General features: G+C 41.0%; 26 protein-coding genes. 10 read left to right on the plus strand and 16 right to left on the minus strand.

What is annotated here, in order from left to right; translation table 11 throughout:
• Positions 1-128 precede the first annotated feature (128 nt).
• Positions 129-1,118, plus strand: coding sequence for a GntR family transcriptional regulator (locus EHS13_RS21925; protein WP_155702439.1), 990 nt, complete (start codon positions 129-131; stop codon positions 1,116-1,118).
• Positions 1,119-1,258: 140 nt separating this feature from the next.
• Here EHS13_RS21925 and EHS13_RS21935 read toward each other — a convergent pair whose 3' ends face one another.
• On the minus strand, positions 1,259-2,083 hold the full coding sequence (locus EHS13_RS21935; RefSeq protein ID WP_155702441.1) for a phytanoyl-CoA dioxygenase family protein: 825 nt from the start codon (positions 2,081-2,083) through the stop codon (positions 1,259-1,261).
• A 142-nt stretch (positions 2,084-2,225) separates the two neighbouring features.
• Between EHS13_RS21935 and EHS13_RS21940 the strand changes: the two genes are divergently transcribed.
• The 3 genes from EHS13_RS21940 to EHS13_RS21950 are packed head-to-tail and all read left to right on the plus strand — an operon-like array spanning position 2,226 to position 4,464.
• On the plus strand, positions 2,226-3,032 hold the full coding sequence (locus tag EHS13_RS21940) for an AraC family transcriptional regulator (protein ID WP_155702442.1): 807 nt from the start codon (positions 2,226-2,228) through the stop codon (positions 3,030-3,032).
• A 53-nt stretch (positions 3,033-3,085) separates the two neighbouring features.
• Positions 3,086-3,637 carry a response regulator transcription factor gene (locus EHS13_RS21945; protein ID WP_155702443.1) on the plus strand — a complete coding sequence of 184 codons (552 nt, stop codon included), beginning with the start codon at positions 3,086-3,088 and terminating at the stop codon, positions 3,635-3,637.
• Positions 3,634-4,464 carry a sensor histidine kinase gene (locus EHS13_RS21950; protein WP_227013471.1) on the plus strand — a complete coding sequence of 277 codons (831 nt, stop codon included), beginning with the start codon at positions 3,634-3,636 and terminating at the stop codon, positions 4,462-4,464. The genes EHS13_RS21945 and EHS13_RS21950 overlap by 4 nt, the downstream gene beginning before the upstream one ends.
• A gap of 40 nt (positions 4,465-4,504) precedes the next feature.
• On the opposite strand, the gene EHS13_RS21955 is transcribed toward EHS13_RS21950, so the two are convergent.
• From EHS13_RS21955 to EHS13_RS37245, 3 genes are all read right to left on the minus strand, one after another.
• Positions 4,505-4,702 (minus strand): hypothetical protein, encoded by a 198-nt coding sequence (locus tag EHS13_RS21955; RefSeq protein WP_155702444.1) that lies wholly within the window; start codon positions 4,700-4,702, stop codon positions 4,505-4,507.
• A gap of 230 nt (positions 4,703-4,932) precedes the next feature.
• Positions 4,933-5,292 carry a phytanoyl-CoA dioxygenase family protein gene (locus EHS13_RS37240; protein WP_264373543.1) on the minus strand — a complete coding sequence of 120 codons (360 nt, stop codon included), beginning with the start codon at positions 5,290-5,292 and terminating at the stop codon, positions 4,933-4,935.
• Positions 5,249-5,764 (minus strand): phytanoyl-CoA dioxygenase family protein, encoded by a 516-nt coding sequence (locus EHS13_RS37245; protein WP_264373544.1) that lies wholly within the window; start codon positions 5,762-5,764, stop codon positions 5,249-5,251. Before EHS13_RS37245 ends, EHS13_RS37240 begins: the two co-directional genes overlap by 44 nt.
• A gap of 172 nt (positions 5,765-5,936) precedes the next feature.
• On the opposite strand from EHS13_RS37245, the gene EHS13_RS21965 reads away from it, so the two are divergent.
• Positions 5,937-6,821, plus strand: coding sequence for an AraC family transcriptional regulator (locus EHS13_RS21965; RefSeq protein ID WP_162463198.1), 885 nt, complete (start codon positions 5,937-5,939; stop codon positions 6,819-6,821).
• Positions 6,822-7,067: 246 nt separating this feature from the next.
• Here the strand turns inward: EHS13_RS21965 and EHS13_RS21970 are convergent, their stop codons facing one another.
• Positions 7,068-7,457, minus strand: a complete 390-nt coding sequence (locus EHS13_RS21970; protein WP_155702446.1) for a MerR family transcriptional regulator — start codon at positions 7,455-7,457, stop codon at positions 7,068-7,070.
• 103 nt (positions 7,458-7,560) lie between these two features.
• On the opposite strand from EHS13_RS21970, the gene EHS13_RS21975 reads away from it, so the two are divergent.
• The 3 genes from EHS13_RS21975 to EHS13_RS21985 all read left to right on the plus strand — a co-directional run bounded on the left by EHS13_RS21975 (position 7,561) and on the right by EHS13_RS21985 (position 10,215).
• The gene (locus EHS13_RS21975) at positions 7,561-8,454 is read left to right on the plus strand and encodes an SDR family oxidoreductase (protein ID WP_155702447.1); all 894 of its coding nucleotides are present in this window, start codon (positions 7,561-7,563) and stop codon (positions 8,452-8,454) included.
• 619 nt (positions 8,455-9,073) lie between these two features.
• Positions 9,074-9,457, plus strand: a complete 384-nt coding sequence (locus EHS13_RS21980; protein WP_155702448.1) for a MerR family transcriptional regulator — start codon at positions 9,074-9,076, stop codon at positions 9,455-9,457.
• The gene (locus EHS13_RS21985) at positions 9,454-10,215 is read left to right on the plus strand and encodes an SDR family oxidoreductase (RefSeq protein ID WP_155702449.1); all 762 of its coding nucleotides are present in this window, start codon (positions 9,454-9,456) and stop codon (positions 10,213-10,215) included. Before EHS13_RS21980 ends, EHS13_RS21985 begins: the two co-directional genes overlap by 4 nt.
• A gap of 79 nt (positions 10,216-10,294) precedes the next feature.
• Here EHS13_RS21985 and EHS13_RS21990 read toward each other — a convergent pair whose 3' ends face one another.
• The 4 genes from EHS13_RS21990 to EHS13_RS22005 are packed head-to-tail and all read right to left on the minus strand — an operon-like array spanning position 10,295 to position 15,812.
• Positions 10,295-11,179, minus strand: coding sequence for an ABC transporter ATP-binding protein (locus tag EHS13_RS21990; protein WP_155702450.1), 885 nt, complete (start codon positions 11,177-11,179; stop codon positions 10,295-10,297).
• Between the two features lie 3 nt (positions 11,180-11,182).
• Positions 11,183-14,053: an ABC transporter permease gene (locus tag EHS13_RS21995; protein WP_227013472.1), complete on the minus strand. Its 2,871-nt coding sequence runs from the start codon at positions 14,051-14,053 to the stop codon at positions 11,183-11,185.
• Positions 14,054-14,089: 36 nt separating this feature from the next.
• Entirely contained in the window at positions 14,090-15,127 is a 1,038-nt protein-coding gene (locus tag EHS13_RS22000; RefSeq protein ID WP_162463199.1) for an efflux RND transporter periplasmic adaptor subunit, read from the minus strand.
• Positions 15,111-15,812 carry an ABC transporter ATP-binding protein gene (locus EHS13_RS22005; RefSeq protein ID WP_155702452.1) on the minus strand — a complete coding sequence of 234 codons (702 nt, stop codon included), beginning with the start codon at positions 15,810-15,812 and terminating at the stop codon, positions 15,111-15,113. Before EHS13_RS22005 ends, EHS13_RS22000 begins: the two co-directional genes overlap by 17 nt.
• 138 nt (positions 15,813-15,950) lie before the next feature.
• On the opposite strand from EHS13_RS22005, the gene EHS13_RS22010 reads away from it, so the two are divergent.
• Positions 15,951-16,808, plus strand: coding sequence for an AraC family transcriptional regulator (locus tag EHS13_RS22010; RefSeq protein WP_155702453.1), 858 nt, complete (start codon positions 15,951-15,953; stop codon positions 16,806-16,808).
• A 235-nt stretch (positions 16,809-17,043) separates the two neighbouring features.
• On the opposite strand, the gene EHS13_RS22015 is transcribed toward EHS13_RS22010, so the two are convergent.
• The 3 genes from EHS13_RS22015 to EHS13_RS22025 all read right to left on the minus strand — a co-directional run bounded on the left by EHS13_RS22015 (position 17,044) and on the right by EHS13_RS22025 (position 20,033).
• Positions 17,044-17,301, minus strand: coding sequence for a GlsB/YeaQ/YmgE family stress response membrane protein (locus EHS13_RS22015; RefSeq protein WP_155702454.1), 258 nt, complete (start codon positions 17,299-17,301; stop codon positions 17,044-17,046).
• A 104-nt stretch (positions 17,302-17,405) separates the two neighbouring features.
• Positions 17,406-17,933 carry a general stress protein gene (locus EHS13_RS22020; protein ID WP_155702455.1) on the minus strand — a complete coding sequence of 176 codons (528 nt, stop codon included), beginning with the start codon at positions 17,931-17,933 and terminating at the stop codon, positions 17,406-17,408.
• A 186-nt stretch (positions 17,934-18,119) separates the two neighbouring features.
• A complete protein-coding gene (locus tag EHS13_RS22025; RefSeq protein WP_155702456.1) occupies positions 18,120-20,033 on the minus strand; it encodes an S-layer homology domain-containing protein in 1,914 nt (637 codons plus the stop codon).
• Positions 20,034-20,255: 222 nt separating this feature from the next.
• Between EHS13_RS22025 and EHS13_RS22030 the strand changes: the two genes are divergently transcribed.
• Positions 20,256-20,732 (plus strand): VanZ family protein, encoded by a 477-nt coding sequence (locus tag EHS13_RS22030; protein ID WP_227013473.1) that lies wholly within the window; start codon positions 20,256-20,258, stop codon positions 20,730-20,732.
• Positions 20,733-20,812: 80 nt separating this feature from the next.
• On the opposite strand, the gene EHS13_RS22035 is transcribed toward EHS13_RS22030, so the two are convergent.
• From EHS13_RS22035 to EHS13_RS22050, 4 genes are all read right to left on the minus strand, one after another.
• The gene (locus tag EHS13_RS22035; protein WP_227013474.1) at positions 20,813-21,922 is read right to left on the minus strand and encodes an alpha/beta fold hydrolase; all 1,110 of its coding nucleotides are present in this window, start codon (positions 21,920-21,922) and stop codon (positions 20,813-20,815) included.
• A gap of 40 nt (positions 21,923-21,962) precedes the next feature.
• Positions 21,963-23,075 (minus strand): alpha/beta fold hydrolase, encoded by a 1,113-nt coding sequence (locus EHS13_RS22040; protein ID WP_227013475.1) that lies wholly within the window; start codon positions 23,073-23,075, stop codon positions 21,963-21,965.
• A gap of 142 nt (positions 23,076-23,217) precedes the next feature.
• Positions 23,218-24,396 carry an MFS transporter gene (locus EHS13_RS22045; RefSeq protein WP_155702458.1) on the minus strand — a complete coding sequence of 393 codons (1,179 nt, stop codon included), beginning with the start codon at positions 24,394-24,396 and terminating at the stop codon, positions 23,218-23,220.
• Positions 24,397-24,429: 33 nt separating this feature from the next.
• Complete coding sequence (locus EHS13_RS22050) at positions 24,430-25,302, minus strand: alpha/beta fold hydrolase (protein ID WP_155702459.1); 873 nt, start codon at positions 25,300-25,302, stop codon at positions 24,430-24,432.
• Positions 25,303-25,364: the final 62 nt, after the last annotated feature.

Consider the following 25,364-nt stretch of genomic DNA (forward strand, 5'->3'; position numbering starts at 1 on the left):
ACTAGTTATATAACTTTTAAAACTAAATGTCAATCCAATTTTATAGATATCATTCTCAATTGCTTGTTGGATTATGTTTTAAACAGCGTTATAATATAACTAGTTAACCATGAAATGAGGTTTTTGTTATGGAAGAAAAACAATACTTACTCCAAGTTGATTCCCAACTGACCTTTAACGTAAATACACAAATTAAAGAACAGCTTAAATGGCTAATCGGAATTGGACAAATGGAAGCAGGTGATATGCTTCCCTCAACAAGTCAATTAGCCGATGAGCTCGAGCTCAATCGGAATACTGTCAATTGGATATACAGTCAATTGCGTGACGAGGGGCTGGTTACCATGCAGAAGGGACGCGGGACGCAGATTACCAGCGGGAGCGAGACCACGCAACTCATCGCTGAGCGGAAACCGATGCAGCAGCTTTTGAACAATACCCTTCGTGAGGCTGCAGCCATGGGATTTGATTTGCAGTCCTTTTTTATAGCGGGCCTTGCCTACTCATTATTACAGCCCCCATATCCAGCAGGCAAGTTACGAATTTTACTGGTGGAATGCCGAGGTCATGATCATCCTTTTTATCGCCAGCAAATAGCAAGAGCAACTGGTGGGGAAATTGAAACTTTATTTCTGGATGAAATTACTGGAAATGATGATGTAGTGAGAGAAATTATCCAACGTTCCGATGTCATCATCACAACCTTGAATCATGCGGAGGAGGCCAAAGCACTTTTTGCTCGCTTCGATAGTAAAGTTATTGTAATCGGGGCAACAATTGAAGCACCTCTGCTGCTTGAGATTGCTAAACTGAAGAAAGATACCCATGTCGCCTTTGTCTGTTTGGGAAAAACGGGAGGAGAATGGATGGCTAATCGGATTCGGGAAGCCGGGATTAATCAGCTTCACTTGGAGACATTGGGAATGAATGATCGCGAGCGTTTGGATGAAACATTCAGGGACTTGGACAAAATTTATGCCTCTGCCGCCGTATTTCCAGAGCTGAAGAAATTGCACCCTGAAAAAACTGTGCTATTCCCTATGAAGCTCGAAGAAAGCAGCGAAAATTTATTGCAGGAAATTGCATTACAAACTGCAGTTAAAGGTCGCAGATCATGAGTACCTCACCAATATCACTGGTGCTGATTTTGCACTTCGCGCTAATCGGAATCAGGCGGAATACGAAAAAAAACGGAGTATGCGGTTTTCGCAGCTCCGTTTTTGTTTCTCTCACTCTGATTTCCGCTGGTTCATCCTTCTTAATTAGAATGACCTTTTGGTTTTTTCCCACTCCATCTTTCATCTACCTTTTCATTGACGGATTGGTACCTCGCATCAACACTAATCCGATAGTGGTTTGTTGTATTCTCGAGAGAGCAGTGTAATAAGAACATCCCGAAAATAAGCACATCACCTGCCTGAAATTCCGTTGTCGCCCACTTACCGCCAAATTTCTCCGTAATAAGCAGCGGATCATCCGTATAATGACCAATCCCATCCCGATCCGAATCTTTCTTGCCATAGGATTGCTTTAAATTCTCAAATCGATTTGAACCAAGGCAAATTGCCAAACCTCCCATTTCATAGGAAACGTCTCCAAGCGGAGACCAAACGGTATACACATTCTGTGTTCCTCTGCCCATATATACAATATCATAATGTGCCCCGGTGAAATCTCCTTTCCCCACAGCTCGAAGCCATTTGTAATGAAAGGTTAGCGATTGTTCGCCAAGAAATTCATCAAAAAAACGCATAATATGATCACCATTTAATACATTCAAAAGCGCTGGCAAATCTTCGTTGGTACCACCCATGAAAATTGATTTGCTGCCGTCTGCCATGACACCTTCTTCGAGCTGCGTGTCCCGATCAAGCTTCCCCATCTGGGCCATTTTCTCTAAAATACCCGTACGAGCATCCAGCACCTTATCTCGATTATGAAATCCACGAATGAGCAAGTACCCCTCCTCTTCCATCCTCGCTCGCAACGCCGTAATATCATGGAAAATATCATTGGAGCTTCTAAGCTCCGTTAAGTGCTGCCCATTTAGTTCTAATTCCCGGCTTCCTACTTTCAGCATCATTTGTATCTACACTCCTTATGTTCATGTGATAAGTGGCTTATGAATTAAATGTAAACCAAATGAGCGAAATCAACCATGGATTGCAGTATGTCCTTCATGTATAATCGTACACAATAGAACATTTTCAGGTGGTGGATAAACGATGTCCTTTATGAATATTCCCTATCGAATAAACGAAAAATCTATAGTTTTTTCTTGCCATTTTATATCGATTTGGGAAGTTCAAGCGAACGATGCCTATCACACTACTAAAGATGATGGTTTTGATGTCCCCGGCATGTTTATCACCTATGATGGAAAAGGAATTCTCAAGCAATTAAATCAAACCTATGAGTTACAAGTCGGGACATATATTATCCTTCAAGAAGGAATTCCTTGCTCGTATAAGTGTGAAAGTGATGACTGGAAGTTTTATTTTATTGACTTCAGCAGCCTTGATATGACCCGCTACCTTAAAATCCCGATCCGTGAGGTCGTGCCGACTGGGAAAATTGGAGAGGCTATACAGAAATGCGAGCATATCATTGACATTCTGATTGAGCAACAGCATGGATATGTGTATGCCGCTTCGATACTTTTGCAGGAAATCTTACTGATATTCGCCAAGGAACAAACCAGTGCCATAGAACCTCAGTATCAGGAGCTCAACAAAGTCATCATTTATATGCACAAACATATCGGCAAAATAATTCGTAGCGAAGAACTCGTGCACATGAGCGGTTTGTCCCGAACTACCTTTTTCACACGTTTCCGTGCCAAAACTGGACTTTCTCCAAGTGATTATATGCTGAAGCTGAAATTAGAATCGGCTAAAATATCTCTTGAAACGACAAGCCAATCGGTGAAAGAGATCTCAGCTAACCTTCACTTCTATGACGAATTCCACTTCTCTAAGCTCTTCAAAAGAAATTACGGCGTTTCTCCGAGTTCATTTCGCAGCTCAAAGTGAGCATTTTACAAAAATGAGGGATTTCATGTATAGAATAATGATGATTGAAGACGATGAAAAAATTACCACACCTCGTTCTATTAGATATCAATCTTCCGGTTTTTGATGGATATTACTGGTGCCAGCAAATACGCTCTGTTTCCAAGGTGCCGATTATATTCCTTTCATCCAGAAATCAGAATATGGATATCATTATGGCGATTAATATGGGTGGGGATGATTTTATCCAGAAGCCATTTGATTTGGATATCCTTATCGCGAAAATCAGTGCGCTCATCCGCCGGAAATATACCTATCAGGAAGATGAGAACATTCGATTCATCCATCGGGGTTTGAAATTAAATGTAACTAACTTAACAATTGAATATAAAGGTCAAAACATTGAGATAAGCAGGAATGAATTTATTCTTCTACAATTGATGATGCGGAATATCGGGAAAATTGTTTCGCGTGAGGACTTAATGCAGGCATTATGGAATGATGAACAGTTCGTCGATGATAACACATTGACCGTGAACGTGAACCGGATGCGGAGGAAAATCGCTGCACTTGGACTGGAAGAGTTCATTGTAACCCGCAAAGAAATGGGGTATTTGATCGAATGACCTTTCTGCGCTATTTGTCCTATGAAAAGCCATATATTTATTTATATCTGGCTGGTTTTCTAATCTCGGCTGCAGTATTTTTGACTGATACCAATGGCGGCTGGGCATGGGGAGCATTTTTCTATGCCTTCACTCTATCTTCTATTGTCTTGCTCCGATTTATACTTTTTCGTTTCCAGAAAAATGTACTTGTGATTCGCCAGATGAAAAGTGAGGATTATGAAAGTTTATCGCTGGAAGGAGAATTGGCCCAACTACACATCGAAGAGCTGAAAAAGCAGCATATCCGTGAAATGAATCAGATTCATGCGAGGCAGAATGAGCATTATGATTTTATCGTCTCTTGGTTCCATAAGATAAAAACACCGATTGCGGTTCTTCGCTTACTGCAGCAAACCGAGATGGACGCCAATAGTCTAAGGGAAGAGATCACGAGGATTGAAAATTACGTCGATCAAGCTCTCTATTACGCCAAGCTTGATAGCTTTAATCAGGATTACGATATTCAGAATTGTGACATGATTCAAATTTCGAAAGAGATCGTTAAGGCTCATTCGAAAACCTTTTTTTCAAAGAAAATTCGTATTGTCTTGCAGACAGATGCAATTGAAGTTCAAAGTGATCCTAAATGGCTGCAGTTTATAATCAATCAGTTATTGACGAATAGTTTAAAATATACAGAGCCTGGCGGCGAGATTTCCATTTCAACATTCGAAACCCCGCAAGAAAAACAGCTGCTAATTCGGGACAGCGGGATTGGCATCAACCAGAAGTACATCGAAGATCGGTGTTCATACCCAATTTATCATTCGTTTCCCGAAGGATGATGATCCGTATTTATTATTACAGCAAAAAACGCAATGAGAACTAGCTCATTGCGTTTTTTTGATTCACAATTTTATAATAAACACTGGCAGAGGATAAATAAAACAGACAGTAGATAACAAAATACAAGATCAGAACAGCTGAAATAATTGATTTAAGCTGCGGAAATTCCTTTAACTCCTTCAAAATCGGATAATACAGAATAATCCAGCTGTGCAGCAAACCAATAATTTTAGCCATTGTTTCGACCTCCTTCACCACTATACTATACCGACTATTTTGCCCGCCAACCATCGATATAACAACATATAAAGTGACATTTTTGTCATGTTGATAAAACGTCACTTTTTGCTGTTTGCAGTCTGTACCCTGCGAATATTAGGAATGAATCTCCCAAGGAAGTAACTTCAGCAAAATATAAAAAAGCAATGGCTCTTTCGAGACCATCACTTTAGATTTATTTCTCATGATTATCTTTTATATAGGATTGGGTTTAAGTGGCTTTCGATCAACTCCCCAGGCTCTGCACCAGGAATCCACGCAGCTAAATCACTCTGGCGTGCCCTTGTTATTACAGTTTGAGCTACTCTAGCACCATCCGCTACATAGATAATGGTCATTACTTCGCGTGTTTGGTCTGTCGGATTACCTGGGGCGCTGTGCATAGTCCAACCATTATGAAAAGTAACATCTCCCGCAGCCATTGCGCCGTATGTGATGGTTTCAATTGCTTTGGCTTTGATCAGGTCTCTCAAAGTGGTATGCGATTCATCGTTGATCGATAAATCAGCGGCATATCCCAGCTTTTGACTGCCTGACGCGAAAGTCATTGAGCCTACCTCTGCAGAGATATCTACCAAAGGCATCCACATCGTAATCGTCCTTTTCATCAATCGGCCAAAGCACCTGATCCTGATGCCAAGGCGTATGGCCGCCGCCCGCTTCCTTGTACAAAGCCTGATCATGGTACATCCGCACCCCATCTACACCCATAAGTTCTGCAGCGATTTTGGCAAATCTGCGGGCAAAGGAAAACTTCTTTACTTCCTCCGAGCGTTCCCATAGATTTGTCACTTGTATAAAGGCTTTACCATAAGTATTTCGTGTTGAGATTGGATCAGCTTGTTTCGCGCTTTGCTGAACGATTTGCCCAATCACCTCTCTGTAAGCAGTAACTTCCTCCAAAGAAGCAACCTCTCTTAAACAAATATGACCATTTCCCTCAAAATGCTCTACCTGTTCGACGGAAATATCGTAATCCGACGTCAACTCTGGCAATGGTTGTGTTTGTGCTTTTTGCATGTGGATCTCCTCCTATTATGAATTGAAGCTTGTATTGTCAGTATAGCTATTTCGAATGATAGGAAGATTAGATATATTATCTTACCTATGTGTTTTTTTGATATTTTTTGGTATTTTTTTTGTTATAATTAAGGCATTCAAAGATTACATTCATGAAGGAAGAGGGATTTACATGCAAGACATCATTAGAGAAGAGCATTCTTACGATCCTATATTTCCACTCGTCTGGATCTATCGTATGAAGGGTGATCCTGCACACAAAGTGAACTTTTATCATTTTCATGCTTGGTATGAAATCGTATTCGTGCATGAAGGTAACGGCACATTCTTTATCGATAAGGAATGGTATTCCATGAAAAAGGGGGATGTATATACGATTGCAGGGGATGTCATTCATAAACCTCTTCCGTCTGAACCAGATCCTTATGATTGTAGCGTCATAATATTCCACCCTTCCCTCATTCACTCCCATTCGCTCGGAGAAGTATTTACGCTATTACAGCCATTCGAAAGAAAATCAGATACAACAGGTTACCGACATACCTTATCCATAAATGAATTAAACCGTTGCGAAGTTTTGCTAGCTGAGATTAATAAGGAATTGCTTAGTGGACAAAGTGGAGGCCGGCATGCGGCAATGATCCTGTTGCATCAGATTTTACTTGAAGTCAACCGCAGACAAAACCGAAAAGACACCTCTCCAGACATGGATAAGCTTACTAAAAGCGAGATTTGGCTGAAGGAAATACTAGTGTATATCGATGATAATTTCCTGAATATTACGCTTAACTTGAATATACTAGCTTCACAGGCACTGGTAAGTCCGGAGCACTTCAGCAGGGTTTTTAAACAGGTTACGGGATTTTCTTTACCTGCCTATTTGGGAGCAAAACGAATCTTCAAAGCCAAAGAATTGCTTATTCAAACGGCGCATACCGTATCATATATCGCTGATATTTGCGGCTATAACAGTGTTTCATATTTTCATCAAACGTTTAAAAAGCAGGTTGGCTGCACCCCGGAAAGTTTTCGGCACAAATATGGTGTTGAATTCTAAAGCACCACACCAAAAATAGCCAACTTTTCCTTCGGCCAGACTTGCAGTAATATTGCGCAATAGAAGAGAATAACCAGCGACTAGGTTAGACACTACAAGGAGGCACTATTTATTCATCTAGTATCCTTCAGGTGACTTACTAATGATAATAGAGTCCATATTGATGCTACGGATACAATAGTTGAACAAACTTAAAAAGCAGATCAAGACTGTATTGCTCCAGTTTTGATCTGCTTTTTGTAGTTGTTATCTGTCTTGTTGTAGTTTATCTGAGGTCTCTAGATTTTTAAAAAAATTGATTTTATGATCAATTTTCCCCAGTGTCTTTTCAAGTTCATTTATTTGATCGATAACTTTCCCACGGTAAGTCTCCATGAATTTCCGTCTCGCTGTTATTGCAGAGTCTTCACGATTTTGCAAAGCGCCAAACTGCTGAATCTCCCGAATGGGCATCCCCATTGCACGAAAATAACTTAAAGCTTGAAACCATGCGATATCGGACTCTGAATACTGACGATACCCATTTTCATCCCGTTCTATACCGTAAATTAAACCGATTTTTTCATAGTATCGCAATGTGTGGATACTTAGTCTCGTTTCTTCCGAAACTTGTTTGCTCGAAAATTTGTTTTCCATTTTTTTATTATAGCATTGATTCGAAATGTATTGCTATAGAGTGCACTCTATACTTTAGAATTGCACATGTAAGTAATGAATTTCATTATAGGAGGAGTTTTTTATGCGCGTTTTTGTAACAGGTGCGACTGGCTGGGTCGGTTCCGCCGTCGTCCGTGAACTAATCGATGCCGGGCATCAGGTCGTCGGACTGGCCCGCTCGGACAAGGCTTCCGCAGCATTGACGGCTGCTGGAGCCGATGTGCATCGCGGCGCCCTCGACGACCTTGATAGCCTTCGCAGCGCAGCTGCCTTAGCGGACGGCGTCATCCACACCGCCTTCATGCGCGACAAATTGGACTACGCCGAGCAGTGTGCAGCCGAACAGCGAGCCATCGAGACGATTGGAGCAGCGCTTGAAGGCTCCGGCAAACCATTCGTCGTTACCTCGGGAACATTCATACTCACACCAGTTCGCTTCGGGACAGAAGAAGACGTGCGGGACCCAGGGTTGCCCGCTCCGCCTAGGCTCGCGGAGTATGTTGCGATCGCGCTGGCGGAGCATGGAGTGCGATCATCGGTCGTACGTCTCGCACCGACCGTGCACGGTCCGGGCGATTATGGCTTCATCCCGATGCTGATCGGCATTGCTCGCGCCAAGGGCTTCTCAGCCTACATCGGCGATGGGGCCAACCGCTGGCCAGCCGTGCATCGCCTCGATGCGGCGCGTCTGTACAGAATGGCGTTGGAAGCCGCGCCGGCAGGCACACGACTGCACGCTGTCGGCGATGAGGGTGTGCCATTCCGTGACATCGCTGATGTCATCGGTCGCCACCTAAAGCTGCCGGTGGTCAGCATTTCCCACGAAGAGGCAGTCTCCCACTTCGGCAGGATCGGTGACTTCGCGTCGATCGACAACCCGACGTCGAGCGCACTGACTCAGGAGCGCTTGGGATGGCGGCCAGTGCACCAGTCACTACTCCTTGATCTCGAAGAAGGTCACTACTTTAACAACTGAACGATCATCGGCTATGTCGGTGTCGAGGCCGAAAGAAGCCCGTGCGAGCAAATCGTACGGGCTTCCGTCGCTCATTTTTTGTTCTAACTGGAGAACCTCAGGTTGTTGAGAAAGTACAAGAATTTATCGGTGAATAAAATCGTCATGCTGGCATCAGAGTCGATGTCAAAATTTATTAGCCTAATTGTTGTGTTTATAATGGAGATGGAGCGCTCGAAATCCAATGTAAGCACAAGAATGAGGCTTATTCTTAAGACTTTCCTGAAGAATCTGGGTGTTTTCTAGATATAAGCATGATTTTTGTGCGTAACAATTCAACTAGTGCTTAAGTGAAAGCTATACGCACCATTATTGTGCTAAAGGCTAAATTTGTATCCATACGAAAGGAAATTAGCTTCTAATCGTAGGAATAGTGCATTTCATTGAGATGCTGACTTTCTCAACAACCTGAGAAATTCCATATAAAGCATCTGAGTAGCAGGAGAAATGTGCATAGCCAGAAGGTTTGTTCCTTAATTCGTTAGAAAAATATTTTTTTGTTATTTTGTTGACTTAAACCATGGTTTAAGTTGTATGCTATTCCTAGCAATAATGAAAGATAAAATTTGGAGGCCTCCAGATGAAGTATTATTCAATTAGCGAAGCTGCTGCCAAACTCAATATTCCAGAATCAACATTACGTTATTATGAGAAAAAAGAATTAATACCGCTAATTGAGCGTGATGAAGCTGGGAGGCGGTTATATTCTGAAGATCAAATTACGTTCATTGGAATCATTATTTATCTAAAAAACACGCACATGCCAATAAGTGGAATCAAACAATATGTGGATTGGGTAATAGAAGGAGTTAGCACCACTGAACTCCGACTTGAAATGATGAAGAATCACAAGCAAGCTGTGCTAGCTGAAATTTCGTTGATGACAGAAGCCTTAAAAGGAATTGAAGTAAAAATTACACGTTATACAAAGTATACTCAGGAAAGAAAAGAGGAACAAATATGAAACTTTCAGGAAATACGATACTTATTACTGGCGGAAGTTCTGGTATAGGATTAGCTTTTGCAGAGCGTTTTATAAAAGCTGGAAATAAAGTCATCGTTAGTGGAAGACGTGAAAACGCACTTCAAAATGCGAAAGAAAAATTCCCTAGCCTTATTACTCGTGTAAGTGATTTGGATATTGAATCCGAGCGTGTTGCATTGTTTGATTGGGTAACAGCGAACTATCCAGAAGTGAATGTGTTAGTTAACAATGCAGGAATCCAACAACGCTTTAATGTGTTAAAAGAGGATGCTAAGAACAATTGGCGTTATTTCAGTAAAGAAATCACAACTAACATTGAAGCACCCTTCCACCTTTCTATGCTGTTCGCTCCATTTTTTGCAACAAAAGAACAGGCGGCTATCATTAACGTGACATCCGGGCTAGCTTTTACACCGCTTGCGATTGCTCCAATTTATTCAGCAACAAAAGCGGCGCTTCATTCATTTACAATGAGTTTAAGGCATCAGCTTTCTGATACTTCTGTAGAAGTAATTGAAGTTGCTCCTCCGGCAGTGAATACAGATTTAGGTGGAGCCGGGTTGCATACTCAAGGAGAGCCATTAGATGCCTTTGCAGATGGAATTTTTAAAGGATTAGAAGAGGGTAAAAATGAAATTGGATACGGTACTTCTGTGGATCGCTTCCGCATGTCACGAGATGAAATCGACGGATACGCTGAAAAGATGTATAAGGCCATGAAAAGCATGATTGAATAACTGGTTTTGACTTCACATTAGCATATAAAGAAAACTCGCCGTAATAATGGCGAGTTTTTTTTATTCTCAAATACAACTGTTAGGAAGCCTCTTCAGGAGGAGATAGTAAAATGCTTCGTTCAGCTAATTCAATTTTTAATTTATTTGATTTTTTCAATCCCAGTGCCTCTAGATAGTCACTTGGGATTTGAATACGTCCGGCTCTATCCAGTATTCCGTATTCAACATGCGTTTCAGCTTCAATAACTCCACCTTGCTCGATTTCAGCAAGATCCTCATCGTAAGATCGTTTACGAAGCATTTCAGATGAAATCTTACCATCCCGAATAGCGACAACTCGATCCACTTTCTTAGCTAATTCCGGATCATGAGTCACAATAACAATGGTAATACCAATTTCTCTGTTAAGAATTCGGAACAAATCAAGAATTTGTGCAGCCATACGTGAATCTACAGAACCCGTTGGTTCATCAGCCAGTAATAGCTTGGGGTGGTTAGCAAGCGCAATCGCAATGGCTACACGTTGCTGCTCTCCACCCGATAGCTGATGGAGCTTGTTTTTGGCACGGTGGCTTAAGCCCACAGACTCTAGTAATTCAAGCGCACGTTGTCGTTTACGTTTTCCTGCTAACATCATCGGTATTTCCACGTTCTCTAACGCAGTTAAATACGGAACTAAATTACGTGCATTATTCTGCCAAACAAAGCCCACGGTCTCCTGCTTGTAACGAACCAAGTCACGCTCTTTAAATTTCAGCAAATCCTTCCCATCTACCACCAAACTCCCAGCAGAGGGGCGATCCAACCCTCCAAGCATATTCAGCAGGGTCGATTTACCACTTCCACTGTTGCCGATGATCGCCATCAATTCACCTTTTTCCACCTGCAAGTCTAAGCCCTGAAGTGCAAACACTTCTAGCTCAGACATTTTATATATTTTCACCAAGCCTTCACATTTAATCATGAATTAGTCCTCCCCAAGCTTCAGTGCCTGATGCATTTTAATTCGTGACAGCATCCACCCAAGAATGCAAAGTCCCAGCACCAGCATCACCGACACAACCATATAGAGCCGCATAGTGTCCATCGAATCGAACATCACCTGGAAAGGCGGAACGAGCTTCTTCACATCAAAAGCCGATTGGAAAACAGGTACATATAGCCGACTAGTTACATTTCCAATTAGTAAACCAATTGCAATTGCGGCAACGGAGGTAAGAATTTGTTCAGCAGCCAGCATGAAGATGAGCGAGCGGAATGAGATACCCACAGCCCGCAAAATCCCGTATTGAAGTGTTCTCCCACGTAATGCGAGCATCCAGTAGAGCAGAAAGCCAATAAAGCTGATTCCGAGTGATATCATAAAACCGAGTGATAAAACACCATTAATTGAAAGTAAAAAGGGATCGTTCTTGGAAGTTATAAGCTCTGCTTTTGTATCCTGAATTAGAATAGCTTTTAGCTTACGGTCCTTCATTCCCTGATAGAATTCATTCATTGTCGCCCCTGGCTTTAGCTTCATCCAAATCTGGTAAGGCTCGGTTGCAAGATTGGCTTGAACATAACGTAGATTGGCAACCACAAGCATCGGCGCAGGCTCGCTTCCAGTACCTGTTTGATTCGGATTAAAAGTAGGGAAATACTTAATAATACCATAGACCGTAAATGATCTATCCTCGACGCCACTCCAGCCTAAATCGATTAAATCTCCAACCTTTACCTTTAATTCATCTGCCATGGTTTGGGAGATTAATACCGCCTTTGGATTGCTTGCTATTAGATTTAAATACTCGTAAAAGCTATGTGATAATAAACCATCACGAAACCAAGCTGTTCGCCCAAAATCAAAGGTATTAATCGCCATTAGAGTAGCATTGCTATTTACTTCTTTAGCAGAAACACCAATATTAGGCTTCTTGAAAACTTTAGCATACTGTTCAACACCAGGAAGCGTAATAACCGGTTCAATTGGTGGCTCTGTGTAATGAATTCGCTCTGGTGGTTCAGCTAAACCAGTCTTCTCAAATGTTGCTTTAATTATATCTGCTAGAGTTGCCGCAGGCGGAGCATCATTAGGCCACTGCATCTGTAGAACAACATCGGCACCGATCCCATAACTCACACGGTCTTCTGTATTATTGTTAATCGTTCTTGCCGCGCTTGCGCTAAAAACGCCGGTTGCAATCGTCATAATTAAAAAAATCATTAAAAACTGATATTGGCTGCTGGAGCGGCCTACTTGAATAAGTGTTGCATATATAGAAGGTGGCCACCATTTACGACCTACCCAATAAATGAGCTGCAGCAGATAAGGATAAAGTCGCAAAAGAAACAATCCAGAACCGAGAATAAAGAGTGCAGGTACAATAAACTGTAGGGAATCTATCTTTAAATCTGTCGTGCTTAGTCCAAAATCCAAGAGTGTATTCATCCTTACTCTGAACATATGAAGGCCATATATGGCAATTCCAAGTGCAATCATATCAAGAAAAAGCTTATGCCAAACCGATTTAATATTCTGACGAGCCAGCCGCTGCTTGAGACCCACAATTGTAACACGTGTTGCCAGAAAAGCCGGGATTAACATCATAATGAGCGAAATCGATAGTGCTATTAATCCGTACTGTAATGCTTCCCTATTAATATGTACGGGCATAGCTGAACGTTGGACAAACTCCAGAAACCCATTGGATGCACCTATCATCTTTATTAATAGCAAACCTAGAAGAATCCCAACAGGGTAAGCAACGATCGCTAGTAAAAGACACTCAATTAAATAGATAAGCATTATTTTCCATCTGGCAGCACCTCTACTACGAAGCACGGCAATCTCATTTTTTTGCCGCTCCATAATCATATTGGCTACCATAAACATATAGAAAGCTAACATAATAATTACAGGTACATTAAGTGACCAAATTAGGATTCGTAAATTAGCAGCTCGACTCTCATAACTCTTGAATGTACCTTGGGCAGGAACAGTTTCAAAGCTCGTTCCGTTGCTGTGCCCATCCACCCACTTTTTTATTAAATTATTAGTCAGTAAAAAATCTTTTACATTGCCAAGTCTCATTTTGCTATAATCCATCACAAAATAATATTCAACACTATCAATGGAAAGCTTCGCTTTTTGAACAAATTCCTGATTATACAGCTGTTCGTTCATTATAAATGAACTCGAATATCTATCCATACTTGCAGTCGAGAAGAATAAATCATCTTTGATTTTACTCTCGAAAACCCCTACTGGCTTCAGCTTAATCTTTTCAGTGATAAGCTTGTCTTGAATAGTAAAAACATTATTCAACACAGTCTTTAATTTAATAAGCATATTATTAGTAACGAGTACTTCATACACTCCATCTACTGGTTGTGCGCCCGGCATGCGTCCATCAATAAGCTTAATATGCTTTTCTAATCCAATCGAAGAAGCGACGCTAATGCCTCTAATACTCTCTTTTAAATCAGTTGAACTTGAAGCTTCTGACGCAATCTCAAATCTTGCTGTGGCTAATGAAGTAACGAGTTCCTTGATTGGCAATTTAAACCCAAGGGCAGCCTGATTGTTCATAAAACTGTCAGACTGTTTAATTATATTACGTACTTGATCATTCTTTATTCCGGTTAATACCATAAAAGCACTATAAGAGCCTGAATATATATGGCTAGTTTGCTGCTGTTTTTCCAGATCCTTAACTAGCATTCGCGATAAAATAGCTTCGGTATAGATTGGCATAGAACTAACTAGTGCTACCGTAATCACGAGACCTAATAATAAACTGATCTCCAGCCACTTGTTTTGCACCATTTTACGAAAAATCATGATAAATAAGGCCACGGCGTTAGCCTCCCAATTGCATAGGTTTGATTCGTCCTAATTCTGAAGCACAACGACTTGTCCTTCTTTTAAACCCTTTGTAATTTCAATATCAACGGATGATTGGATACCCGTTTCTACATCAAACTCTCGCAAGCCTTCACCCTCTACCGCCTGCACGAAGTTTCTGCCTAGGTATGTACGTAATCCACTTAACGGGATTTTGAGCACATTATCATGCTTTTGCAAATAAATAGATAATGAAGCCGTAGTACCCATTTCCGCTCCATCCGGTAATTTATCCATTTCTACGTACAATGTTTTAGAATATTTATCAGCTAGCTGTGTATCTTGTGTTGTTGGAGCAGATGAGGGTGTCTGAACAACCTTGCCAATAATTGGATCTCCAGTATTCATAGTCACATCCACACTCATACCCAATTCAACCTTCTGGATATCCTCTGTATTACTTGGATTCCAAGCAACGATAAGCTTGCTAATATCAGCAACCACAACCAATGTTTGATAGGGCTCGATTATACTTCCCTGAATCAAATCAGTTATAAAAGTCACTTGTCCATCGATTTTTGCTTTCAATTGTTTCCCGTCAACGGATTGCTGAAGTCGATCATACTTAATTTGTTCTATCTCAAGCCCTAACTTAGCAATCTTCACGTTTTCAGGATCAATACCCTTTGTCTTGTTAACTATTTTTAACATGTATTGCGCTCTTACTAGTGCAAGCTCCTGCTCCTTAAGCTGTAAATCCAACCCATCCACTGTAAGCTGAACGAGTACATCACCTTTTTTAACCTGATCACCCGATTGTACGTTTATTTTCTCCAAACGGCCCCCGCTGTTGATAAATTGCGCTGAATCCATTTTAGTCGAGACGAAGATTCCTGCACCTTTTATTTCTTTAGATACCGTGCCTTTTTCTACTTTAACCGTATTATAGTTTTCCTGTGCAGGTTGAACTAGCGGTGGCTGCAATCCCTGTTCTTCCTTTGGCAATATCGAGCAACTAGACAGAAGTGAGCTTGCAAGTAGGATTATGAATGCGATTGCTATGTAAGGTTTATTGCGTTTCGACAAATTGCCCATCCTCCAATTCATATACTTGATCGACCAGATCCATCATAGTTGGATCATGTGTCGTTAGAATTACCGTCATTCCCTCGAGCCTGACAAGATCACGAAAAACTTTCATTATCTGCAATCCTGTTCTGCTATCGAGCTCTGCGGTCGGTTCATCGGCCAAAAGTAACGTTGGATTATGTGCAATCGCACGAGCAATAGCGGTCCTTTGCTGCTCACCACCTGACATTTCGAAGGGACGATGATGCATGCGCGATTTCAAGCCTACATGCTCAAGCGCCCGTAACACAGCTATATCTCGGTCTTGCTTACTTATACCTGCTATTCGAAGTGTGAAATCAACATTCTCGTAGGCTGACATCATCGGTAAAAGCGCGGATGATTGAAAAATGAGACCGAATTTAGTCCGTCTTAATTCATCGCGCTCCCGATCTGAATATTTTGTTATTTCTTGCCCAGCAAATAAAATAGAACCTTCCGTTGGTTTATCTAGTGCACCCAACAGATTAATTAATGTCGTTTTGCCAGATCCTGAACGACCTCTAAAGGCAATAAAACTTCCTGAAGGAACCGATAAATTAACACCTTTCAACACGCTGACTGCTCCTGGTCCATGTCCAAAGCTTCGAGTCACATGGGTCGCTTTTATGAGATCAGTTTGACTATTAGGCGAATTATGCAATTTTCACTCTCCTTACCCTTATAAATTCAAAGATATGGTATTTTCAAACGTTTATATGAGTGTATAATATGGTTATATAGGAAGATATCCCAATAATGTATTATCTATATCAATTTTTTGCGATTGGAGTTATAAAAAATGAATGACTATAAATATCTCATCCAATCCGAATTTCCAAGATTAATTGGTTATCCCATTGCTATAGGACACGTTTATGATGAACCTGAACATTCCATTCGTCGAATCATTCACCCTAGCTTTACCTACAACATTCATTTTATTGTAAAAGGTAAAGGTTACATTAAAACAAGCACAGAAATGATTCCCTTAAAAGCAGGAAACGGTTTTCTCTACGGATGTGATCAAGCTCAATATTTTGGTTCGGATTTAGAGGAACCGTGGGAAGCCTGGTGGATTTTTTTCAAGGGGAAGGGAATTCAAAATGTTTTAGGCAACATAGGCAAAAACGAAGCGTGGGTATTTACAACAGATGCAATTAGTAGAATTGAAGCTATATTCATCCGAATTTTCGAATTAACCAAACAAGATAAATCAACAAACGAGGCTCAATATGCCGTATTACTCTATGAGTTAATTGTTGAAATGCAGCTTCATTCCAAACAAATTAACGGCATTACACCAATTCAAGCTTCCGAGAAAATTAACAAATCAGCAGAATACATTCAGAAGAACTGTTCGAAGAATATTATGCTCGAGCAAGCAGCCGAAATAAGTGGGTTCAGTCCGTCTTATTTCAGTCGAATGTTTCGTCAATTAAAGGGAAAAACCTTCGTCGAATATCTCTTCGAAAACCGTTTAAAGCTTGCAAAGAAGTATCTGCTTACAACTAATTTATCTATCAAAAGAATAGCTTTTGAAACCGGATTTGCAAGCTCTAATTATTTTATCGAAAAATTTCGTAAGCAAGAACAAATCACCCCTTCTCAATTCCGTGAAACCTTAAAAGTTAAATTCGGAGGGAGATCTGAAAACTAAAAAAATCCCTATTTACTAAATCAAAGCGCAGACCTGACAACGTTAAGAAAAAACCGCTCTCTCTCCGACAGGGAAAATGAACGGTTACAACGTTTTCTGATTTACGTCAAATATATATATGAGTACAATTTAGGAGGACTATTGTCCTGCTAGGTTTTAATAAGAATTTAGGACCGTAACCTCCAGCGATAACACTAAAGAGTAACGATCCTGTATATGTGCTGTTCATTCCTTACTACCGTCGTCGTAAGCCGCCACCACGTGCAATCGCGAAAAAAATTAGCAAAGCAACTACAGCACCAAATATTGCCGGCACAATATAGAAACCGCCAATAATCGGTCCCCAATCGCCCAGCACTTCCGTACCCAACAAAGCCCCAATGAAGCCGGCTACAATGTTACCGAGAATACCACCTGGAACATCTCTACCAATGAGATTGCCACTTAACCAGCCAATTAAACCGCCTACAATTATTATCCATATCAGATACATTGTCCATCTCCTTTCTTGCTTATTAAGCTTATGCTCGGAGACTAGATAATGTGTTTTTTTTTATAATCGGCCAATGAAAGGTAACAGATAAATATACGATTGCTTTACATATTATTTATGTCGTAGGAATTGGCATTTAACGAATTATGACTGCGAAACGTATCGTAAGCATAAGCATTCCGATCCACATCAGAATCAACTAAAACGAGGATATTACCACCATCTAAATAATTATTGTATTGACGAGCTTCATCTTCGGGAATCCCTAAACCAATTAAGCCACCTATCAAGCCACCTGCTCCAGCTCCTACAGCCATACCAGTAAGAATAGCACCCGCAATCGGACCTACTGCAACAATTGGACCCACTCCTGGAATTGCCAATGCTGCGATTCCTAAAAATAGTCCGCCGACACCTCCGAGCATACCACCTGTTGCTGCTCCTACCACTGCTCCTGCTGGTGCTTTACTCCCGGTTTCTTCAGTAACACTATCTATAACCTCTTTATTTTTTGCAATAACGGAGATTTCATCTGAAGAATACCCGTGAGACTTCAAATCTTCAATTGCTAGTGTTGTTTCTGCTTCGGTTTGAAATACCCCTACAATTTTCTTTTGATTAGAGTCACTCATGATAAATTCTCCTAGAATCTTATTTGGTTAATCCAGCTACTAATTATTTAACCTAGAGATTAGAAAATGAAACATTTATCTAATGGTGATATTCCATAATTAACTGACTTGGCAAACAGGAAACATTGGTTAATGAACAAAATAAGGAAGGAAAGCTATTGTTGGAGTCTCTAAAAGCAACCTATTCTATTCATTTTTCTCACGTAGGTCATCAAAACCCGCAGCTTTCTCCTCATCCTCAATTTCAAAAGGGCTCTTGTCCGGTTGGCGGACACGATTCATATGATTCAGGTAATCATACTTTCGGGAAGTTGCACGCATGTCTCCTCCGTTACTATAACCTAGAAATTGAATGGCATCCTCATATGTGAAATTAAAGGATTGGTAATAAAATGTCTTCGATCCAAGCTCTTCTTTTGTAGTTGCTTCAATATGATACCACTCGCCGTCTACTTTGACGGAGACAAATTGGTGAGCTTCACCATTCAATTTAACTAAAGGCGCCTTGCTTTCCATGCCTACTAGCGTAAACAGCAAATGGTAGGCTTCTGACCAACCAGAGCAGACAGCAAAGCCATCGAGAATAGAACCATGTACATTACCAGCGTATGGGTTAGCTGGAGGATCACTCAGATCGACAGATTGGCCTCTACTAATGCGGAGAGTGTTGTAGTCATAAGAGCCATAGGTGACTAAAAAATCGTAAATGGCTTTCTCCTTCTGAAACTCACCCATCTCCGGTTTGATGATAGGTTTAAGCATACTCTGTGCTTTTTTCAGAATCTGCTGCTCCTCCGTATCAAGCAAACTTAAAGCTGTTTCGGGATACTTATCGGCGACCCAATACCTATTGTAGTAACTGGTCGCAAATTTGACATCCTCATCAGCTAAGGTGTGCAGAATAAATCCCTTCTTATCAGGAGTTTTACCTACAAACGCAATCTTGCCCTCAATGTCCGATCTATTGGCGATGATGTTGAAAAATTCAACAGAAATCAACGTTTTCCCAGTGGTAGTCGTGTAAGATGGGATGCTATGTGAGAGGTTAAGTGCATAATCACGGTCATCAAAAGTCTTCACCTTTAGGTCATTCGCCAAAAGCGTATAAACTGCATTACCGATAAGTACATCGGATTTATCGAATGATTCATGATATTCCGTTTTCACCGTATTTTTGTTCCGAATAATCGAAATCAATTTATTTTTGGAATCCTCTTTGATCGTGTATCCGAAAGATCTAAGTTCTTCGATATCTATGACGTTCACGTTACCAACGGCATAGGACTTGAGGTATTTCCCATCCATATAGACAGTACTTTCGGTTTCCAGAGCGTATCCGACCACTGCTCCTAGCGATATTGTCCAAAGCTTAAAATTATCACCCATACCGCTCTGGGGGTAAATCGTATCACTTCCCAATCGCGTTGCAGCTTTTTTCTGCTTGCCGTCTTTAACAATTTGATCCCGCTTTGCTTTGGAGATCGCCAGTTTTCCATTGTCATTATATAACCGCATTACGCTAATAATCGCCTGTCCTGCAGTTAACACAGCATTCGGGTTGAAGCTGCCGTTTCCGTCATCTGACATGATTTTTCTGTCTGAGACGTAATCAATACTATTCAGTGCCCAACCGTCTATTTTCGAGCGATCCTTAAACTTACTAGGAAGATTATATATATATCGTCCAAGTGTATCAGCAGTATTCGCCAAGATGACAGCGGCTTCCTTGCGCAGGATAGGATCGTTAGGGCCAAACGCAGTATTTGACTTCCCCTTCACAATACCTAATTCATAGGCTGCAATTACAGAAGGGTCGTCTATATCCTTAAAAAAATGTTCTGGATTTTTCTTGCCTTTTTCAACTAAAAAGTCATTAATAGACTTGTTTGTGAGTAGCTCTATCGCTCGGATAATCATCTTACTCATGTCCGATTTCGAAATTGGTTTAGTAGAGTCCTGCAGTTGCACAATCTCTGGTATGATTTTTTGTTTAACTGTCTCATCGAATGAATCAGTTTGAGAAGCTGCTGCTATATAGCCAGTTGAATTGCTCCCTGTAATAAATGTAATAACTATGAACCAAACCATAAGTTTTCTCATATTAGGACTCCTCTAATTTCGATATATAAATGACTATGTTTATTTCGACAATAACCTACATTTTCCTGCAACTGGGAAAAATGAGATTGTTTATTTCAAAATATGTCTCTAGATGGCGAAATAATAATAACTCCTTCATTAGTCGCAATCTAAAAAAGACTAGAACGCCTTTACGCACAAGGCTTTCCTAGTATGGTACCTTTAGTTTTATTGTATCTTGGAATGAAGAGAGTAAAAAAGCAACCATTGGAGCTTTTAGAAGCAGCCTTTGTTTTCTATCTGCTTTTTGTAATCTATTTTGTATTTATACCAATAGATGTCAACTTAGGTATTTACAGCAGCAACTCACCCTGGTATAACTCTATCCACCCCGTCCCTTTCATAAATAATGACATTCCGAGCTTTACGCTCAATATGATTATGATGGTACCTCTAGGATTCTTTTTACCTTTATTATATAGTCGTGTGAGGACTGTGAAAAACGCTCTGAAAATAGGCTTGTTTACATCATTGGGAATAGAAGTCGCTCAGCTCATAATGGCAATAACTTTAAGCAGCTCTAGAACCAGCGATATCAATGATTTAATTGCAAATAGTCTTGGCTGTGCAATAGGATTTATTCTGATTAAACAAATTATGAAAGTCGATATGTTTAATAAGCTTATCCTAATGATTAGCAAAGCCCCCAAAACGGGTTAGAGCATCCTCTTTCCTCAGAAATTCTTGATGAACGAAAAAAAGCAGTGCATGGCTTAGACTTGCCATGCACTGCTTTGTTGTTACTGGAAAAACTCTTTAAACAGATTTATCGTTTCTTGCGGGCTCTGCTCTGCGATCCAGTGACCGGCTTTATCTAGTTTCACTGTTTTCACGTCAGTTGCATATTGATGTAAAAATAAATCAAGAGTATGAAGAGTGGAATCAAATCCTCCAATACCGAGAACGGGAACTGATAGCTTCGGATAAGTTTTCAAATCTTCAATATCTTGCCTAAATGTTTTATACCACCCGTTACTTGCGCGAATCGCTTCAGCACTTGAATATGCCGCATAGTAGATACCTTTGTCCTCTTTGGTCATAGGAGGTTTGTCATAGGCCAAATAGTCAAAAAGCCAATCTTGATAGATACTCATTTGTTTTCCTGCCAGCAATTTCTCCGGCAACCCTGGAACAGAATTGAGTGCAAACCACCAAGGGTAAACAGCATGATCTTTAATACTCGTATCGTACACTCCCGGCGGTGCCAAGAGTGGGATTCCCAAGAAGCCTTCAAATGGATGAGGAACATCCAACATAGCTAGTTTTGTCGTAGCTTGAGGGTAATTAGCTGCATAAGCATAAGCAACCTGTGCCCCGATATCATGCCCCACCATGTTAACTTTCTTATAGCCAAGCTCTTTGACCAAGGCATAAACATCTGAAGCCATAGTCTTCTTATCATAGCCTGATTCAGGCTTGTCGGAACTACCCATTCCACGATATTCAACGACATAAACATGATATTTCTTAGCTAGTTCCGGCATAATTTTGTGATACGCGTACCAGGTTTGCGGCCAGCCTGGAAGAAGGAATAGCGGTTCACCCTTACCGCCCTCAACATAGTGAATCGTGATTCCATTTACTTTTTTGTATCCATTTTTGAATCCTGGAAGTTTTTTAACAAGCTCTTTATCCGAATAAGCCTTCTTGTCAACTTCGGATTCATCTATTGAACTTTGTGAGTACGAAACCTTTGTATACTCCAAGTCCGAAACCGGTAAACTCTGTGAGTCCGGAACTGTTTCATTCTTAATTTGCCGATTGTTGTTTCCTGCACAAGCTGAAAGAAACAACGCTATAATCATCGTTAAAGCCATTAACTTGAACACTCTCGATTTTCTTTTGGGCATAAGGCTTCCTCCATTGTAAGTTAGTTAAGTACTTTTGTTGTTAACGGAAAAACTCCATAAACATTTTAATGGTTTCTTGCGGCTTCTGCTCTGCGATCCAGTGTCCTGCTCCATCCAGCTTCACCGATTTTACATCAGACGCATATTGACGCAAATGTGCATCTAGATTATTAAAAGTGGAATTAAAACCTCCAATACCAAGAACTGGCATTGATAGTTTTGGATAAGTTTTCAAATCTTCAATATCTTGTCTGAATGTTTTATACCACTCGTTACTTGCGCGAATTGCTTCAGCATTTGAATATGCCGCATAATAGACTTCTTTGACCTCTTTGGTCATAGGAGGTTTGTTGCCATAGGCCAAATAGTCAAAGAGCCAATCTTGATAAATACTCATTCCATTTCCTTGCAGCAATTTCTCAGACAATTCTGGAACAGAATTAAGTCCAAACCACCAAGGGTAAATAGGATGATCTTTAATGCTCGTATCGTACACTCCGGGTGGCGGCACGAGTGGGAGTCCCAGATAGCGTTCAGATGGATGAGCAACATCCAATAAAGCTAGTTTTGTCGTAGCTTGAGGGTAATTGGCTGCATAAGCATAAGCAACAAATGCCCCAATGTCATGCCCTGCCATATTAACTTTCGTATAGCCAAGCTCTTTGACCAAGGCATAGACATCCGACGCCATTGTCTTCTTGTCATAGCCTGATGCAGGCTTGTCAGAGCCGCCCATTCCACGATATTCAACGACATAAACATGATATTTTTTGGCTAGACCCTGCATAACTTTGTGATAGGCATACCAGGTTTGCGGCCAGCCTGGAAGAAGGAATAGTGGTTCTCCCTTACCACCCTCAACATAGTGAAGCGTGATTCCGTTTACCTTTTTGTATCCATTTTTGAATCCCGGAAGTTTTTTGACGAGCTCCTTATCCGAATAAGCTTTCTTGTTAACTCCGGAATCATCTTTTGAACTTTGTGAGTACGAAACTTTTGTATACTCTAAGTCCGAAACCGGTGAACTCTGTGAGTTTGGAACTGTTTCATTCTTAATTTGCCGATTGTTGTTTCCTGCACAAGCTGAAAGAAACAACGCTATAATCAGCGTTAAAGCCATTAATTTTAACACTTGCGATTTTCTTTTGGGCAAAAGAATTCCTCCATTGTAAGTTAGTGTAAAGTAATGAGTAACCCAATTCATTAAGCTCCGCTCTTCTTGCTCTTTGCGTTGGAATAACTCACCCCCTTTACTCTTATAGTCATAAACCAAAGCAAAAAAACTGCAATGGTGATTATCGGGATGTCATTTTAGAATAATAACGATTAAATTTTACTGAATAAATCAATATATAAATTACGAGTAGCGCAGCAAACAAATTTAGAATTATCAACGATACATTCAAATTAAAAAATTGAGTCAGCACTCCGACGCCTACAGGAGGAATAATGAATCCGGAGTAAGCACTTAAATAAAATGCGGAAATGACTTGTGGACGTTCTTCTGGCTTAGGCAACTGACTGGCGAACCTTAAACAAACTTGGAACGTCCATCCGGCGCCAATTCCTTGAATCAATATGCCGGCCCAGAGCAAAAATAAACTCGCAGACTGACCAGAAAAAACAATAATCCACGATCCAATGGCAAGAGACAGGATTCCTAAACGCATCCGTGTAACGGGATTGCGCGGCCAAGGAAAGAACTGCATAAAAGCGCCTCCGCCTAGAAGCAATAAAATTAACAACCCGGAAATAGCATGATTATTGGTATGAATGACGTTCTTGGTGAACGATGGAATAAGCGAAAACACAATTCCACCTAACGTAAAAAGAGTAAAGATTGGAAGTCCAATAAAAGACCAAAAATGAACACGAATATTGTCGGGAACACCCAGCGAAATCTTAGTTTTAGCCGGTTTCTGTGCTTGGGAATCTACTTGCTTCGGTAACAATTCCAGAACTACCAAGGAACTCACTAACATGATGAGCAGAAACCAAAACGGCAAACGAAGCGGCTGAAAATGCAGATATTGCACGATTAAACCTGAAATGGCTGGACCCAGACCAAAACCAAGGTTCACTGTTACCCCTGATAATTTGATTGCTGTACTCACTTTATTAGGAGCAGTTTGTTTTAATAGAAAAGCGCTGGCAGTACCTGTAAAAGCTCCATATGCAATGCCTTCCAAAATCCTTGCCGCATAAAGCATCCAAACGTTGAAGCTAACTAAAAAAAGCAACGTCGACACGATGGAAATCCAAATACTGTAGCGAAGCACTCTTTTCAATCCCCAGGTGCTCCCTTTGGCTCCCACAATGAGCAAGGTTGGCAGCAGGACAGCGGCATAAACGGCAAACAAAATGGTGATTTCCAGACTGCTCAGCCGATAATGCTCGCCATACAAAGGGAATAAGGAAGAAATAAACGTAGCTCCGCAGGACATCATAAGAACAATCCAAAGCATTTTATTCATAAAAGGACTCCTCTTCAATAACAAAAGTATTTCTTATACGTTTCCTAACATAACCTCAGCGACTTTGTCCGGCATATCCAATTGAACCCAGTGGCCAGCCGGTAAAATGTGCAAGGAAGAATGTTTCAAGAGTGAATGGAGATGCTTCGCAATGCCGTAGTTTAGATAAGGATCGGTTTCACCCCAGATCAGTTTGACTGGAATATCGTTCGCCCACATCTTGTTAATACGCTTCGTATTTTTGGCGACTTCTTCGAACAAATGTGTCGTCATTTGCGCGAACGCCGGACCTGAGCTTGGTTGATTTCTGAAATTGGCGTCGATAAGCGGACCGAGGAATTTCGCATAGGATACTTTTTGATCTTCCGTTAGATGCTCTTGGAATTTGTTCCGTTGGAAATTAAGCACCCAAGCGAATTGTTCCGGGCTGCGCAGAATGGCCTGCGTGAGTGCCTTCAAATTCGTAGTCGCAAACAGCTCAATGAGCTCTGGATATTTAGCCGTTGGTGATTCCAAGTAAAAGGCGTTCATCAGGCAGACGGAATCCACATGCTCCGGATGCTCTATCGCATAGTTGACTGCCGCGGGTCCGGAAGAATCGTGACCAACCGGAATAATTTTGTCAAGTCCCAAGCCCTGCACTACCGCATGAAGATCACCCAATTGCTGCTCGAAGCTATATTTGGCACCAGTCGGTTTGTCTGAAGCGCCGAAGCCAAGGAAGTCGAATACGACGACTCTTCTGCCTCCTGCAACCAAGTGTGGTACCAATTCATCATAAATATGCAAATTGTCGGGGAAGCCGTGCATGAGTACAAATGCAGGTCCAGTACCCGCGTAATCTCGGGCATAGATGCTGCCTTGTCCGCGGTCAATTCGATGCTCTTGAAAGTTGTTGGTGTTCATTGAGTTTGATCTCCTTTTATTTAAAAGTTTTCAGTTTAGAGTTAATTTTAGTATTACCTACT

It is taken from the genome of Paenibacillus psychroresistens, from assembly GCF_009728935.1.
GTDB classification, from domain to species: Bacteria; Bacillota; Bacilli; order Paenibacillales; family NBRC-103111; genus Paenibacillus_AC; species Paenibacillus_AC psychroresistens.

Coding starts and splice junctions, on each gene's coding strand:
- EHS13_RS21925 (WP_155702439.1), top strand. CDS start 129: ATGGAAGAAAAACAATACTTACTCCAAGTTGATTCCCAACTGACCTTT.
- EHS13_RS21935 (WP_155702441.1), bottom strand. CDS start 2,083: ATGATGCTGAAAGTAGGAAGCCGGGAATTAGAACTAAATGGGCAGCAC.
- EHS13_RS21940 (WP_155702442.1), top strand. CDS start 2,226: ATGTCCTTTATGAATATTCCCTATCGAATAAACGAAAAATCTATAGTT.
- EHS13_RS21945 (WP_155702443.1), top strand. CDS start 3,086: ATGAAAAAATTACCACACCTCGTTCTATTAGATATCAATCTTCCGGTT.
- EHS13_RS21950 (WP_227013471.1), top strand. CDS start 3,634: ATGACCTTTCTGCGCTATTTGTCCTATGAAAAGCCATATATTTATTTA.
- EHS13_RS21955 (WP_155702444.1), bottom strand. CDS start 4,702: ATGGCTAAAATTATTGGTTTGCTGCACAGCTGGATTATTCTGTATTAT.
- EHS13_RS37240 (WP_264373543.1), bottom strand. CDS start 5,292: ATGACTTTCGCGTCAGGCAGTCAAAAGCTGGGATATGCCGCTGATTTA.
- EHS13_RS37245 (WP_264373544.1), bottom strand. CDS start 5,764: ATGCAAAAAGCACAAACACAACCATTGCCAGAGTTGACGTCGGATTAC.
- EHS13_RS21965 (WP_162463198.1), top strand. CDS start 5,937: ATGCAAGACATCATTAGAGAAGAGCATTCTTACGATCCTATATTTCCA.
- EHS13_RS21970 (WP_155702446.1), bottom strand. CDS start 7,457: ATGGAAAACAAATTTTCGAGCAAACAAGTTTCGGAAGAAACGAGACTA.
- EHS13_RS21975 (WP_155702447.1), top strand. CDS start 7,561: ATGCGCGTTTTTGTAACAGGTGCGACTGGCTGGGTCGGTTCCGCCGTC.
- EHS13_RS21980 (WP_155702448.1), top strand. CDS start 9,074: ATGAAGTATTATTCAATTAGCGAAGCTGCTGCCAAACTCAATATTCCA.
- EHS13_RS21985 (WP_155702449.1), top strand. CDS start 9,454: ATGAAACTTTCAGGAAATACGATACTTATTACTGGCGGAAGTTCTGGT.
- EHS13_RS21990 (WP_155702450.1), bottom strand. CDS start 11,179: ATGATTAAATGTGAAGGCTTGGTGAAAATATATAAAATGTCTGAGCTA.
- EHS13_RS22010 (WP_155702453.1), top strand. CDS start 15,951: ATGAATGACTATAAATATCTCATCCAATCCGAATTTCCAAGATTAATT.
- EHS13_RS22015 (WP_155702454.1), bottom strand. CDS start 17,301: ATGTATCTGATATGGATAATAATTGTAGGCGGTTTAATTGGCTGGTTA.
- EHS13_RS22020 (WP_155702455.1), bottom strand. CDS start 17,933: ATGAGTGACTCTAATCAAAAGAAAATTGTAGGGGTATTTCAAACCGAA.
- EHS13_RS22025 (WP_155702456.1), bottom strand. CDS start 20,033: ATGAGAAAACTTATGGTTTGGTTCATAGTTATTACATTTATTACAGGG.
- EHS13_RS22030 (WP_227013473.1), top strand. CDS start 20,256: ATGAAGAGAGTAAAAAAGCAACCATTGGAGCTTTTAGAAGCAGCCTTT.
- EHS13_RS22035 (WP_227013474.1), bottom strand. CDS start 21,922: ATGCCCAAAAGAAAATCGAGAGTGTTCAAGTTAATGGCTTTAACGATG.
- EHS13_RS22045 (WP_155702458.1), bottom strand. CDS start 24,396: ATGAATAAAATGCTTTGGATTGTTCTTATGATGTCCTGCGGAGCTACG.
- EHS13_RS22050 (WP_155702459.1), bottom strand. CDS start 25,302: ATGAACACCAACAACTTTCAAGAGCATCGAATTGACCGCGGACAAGGC.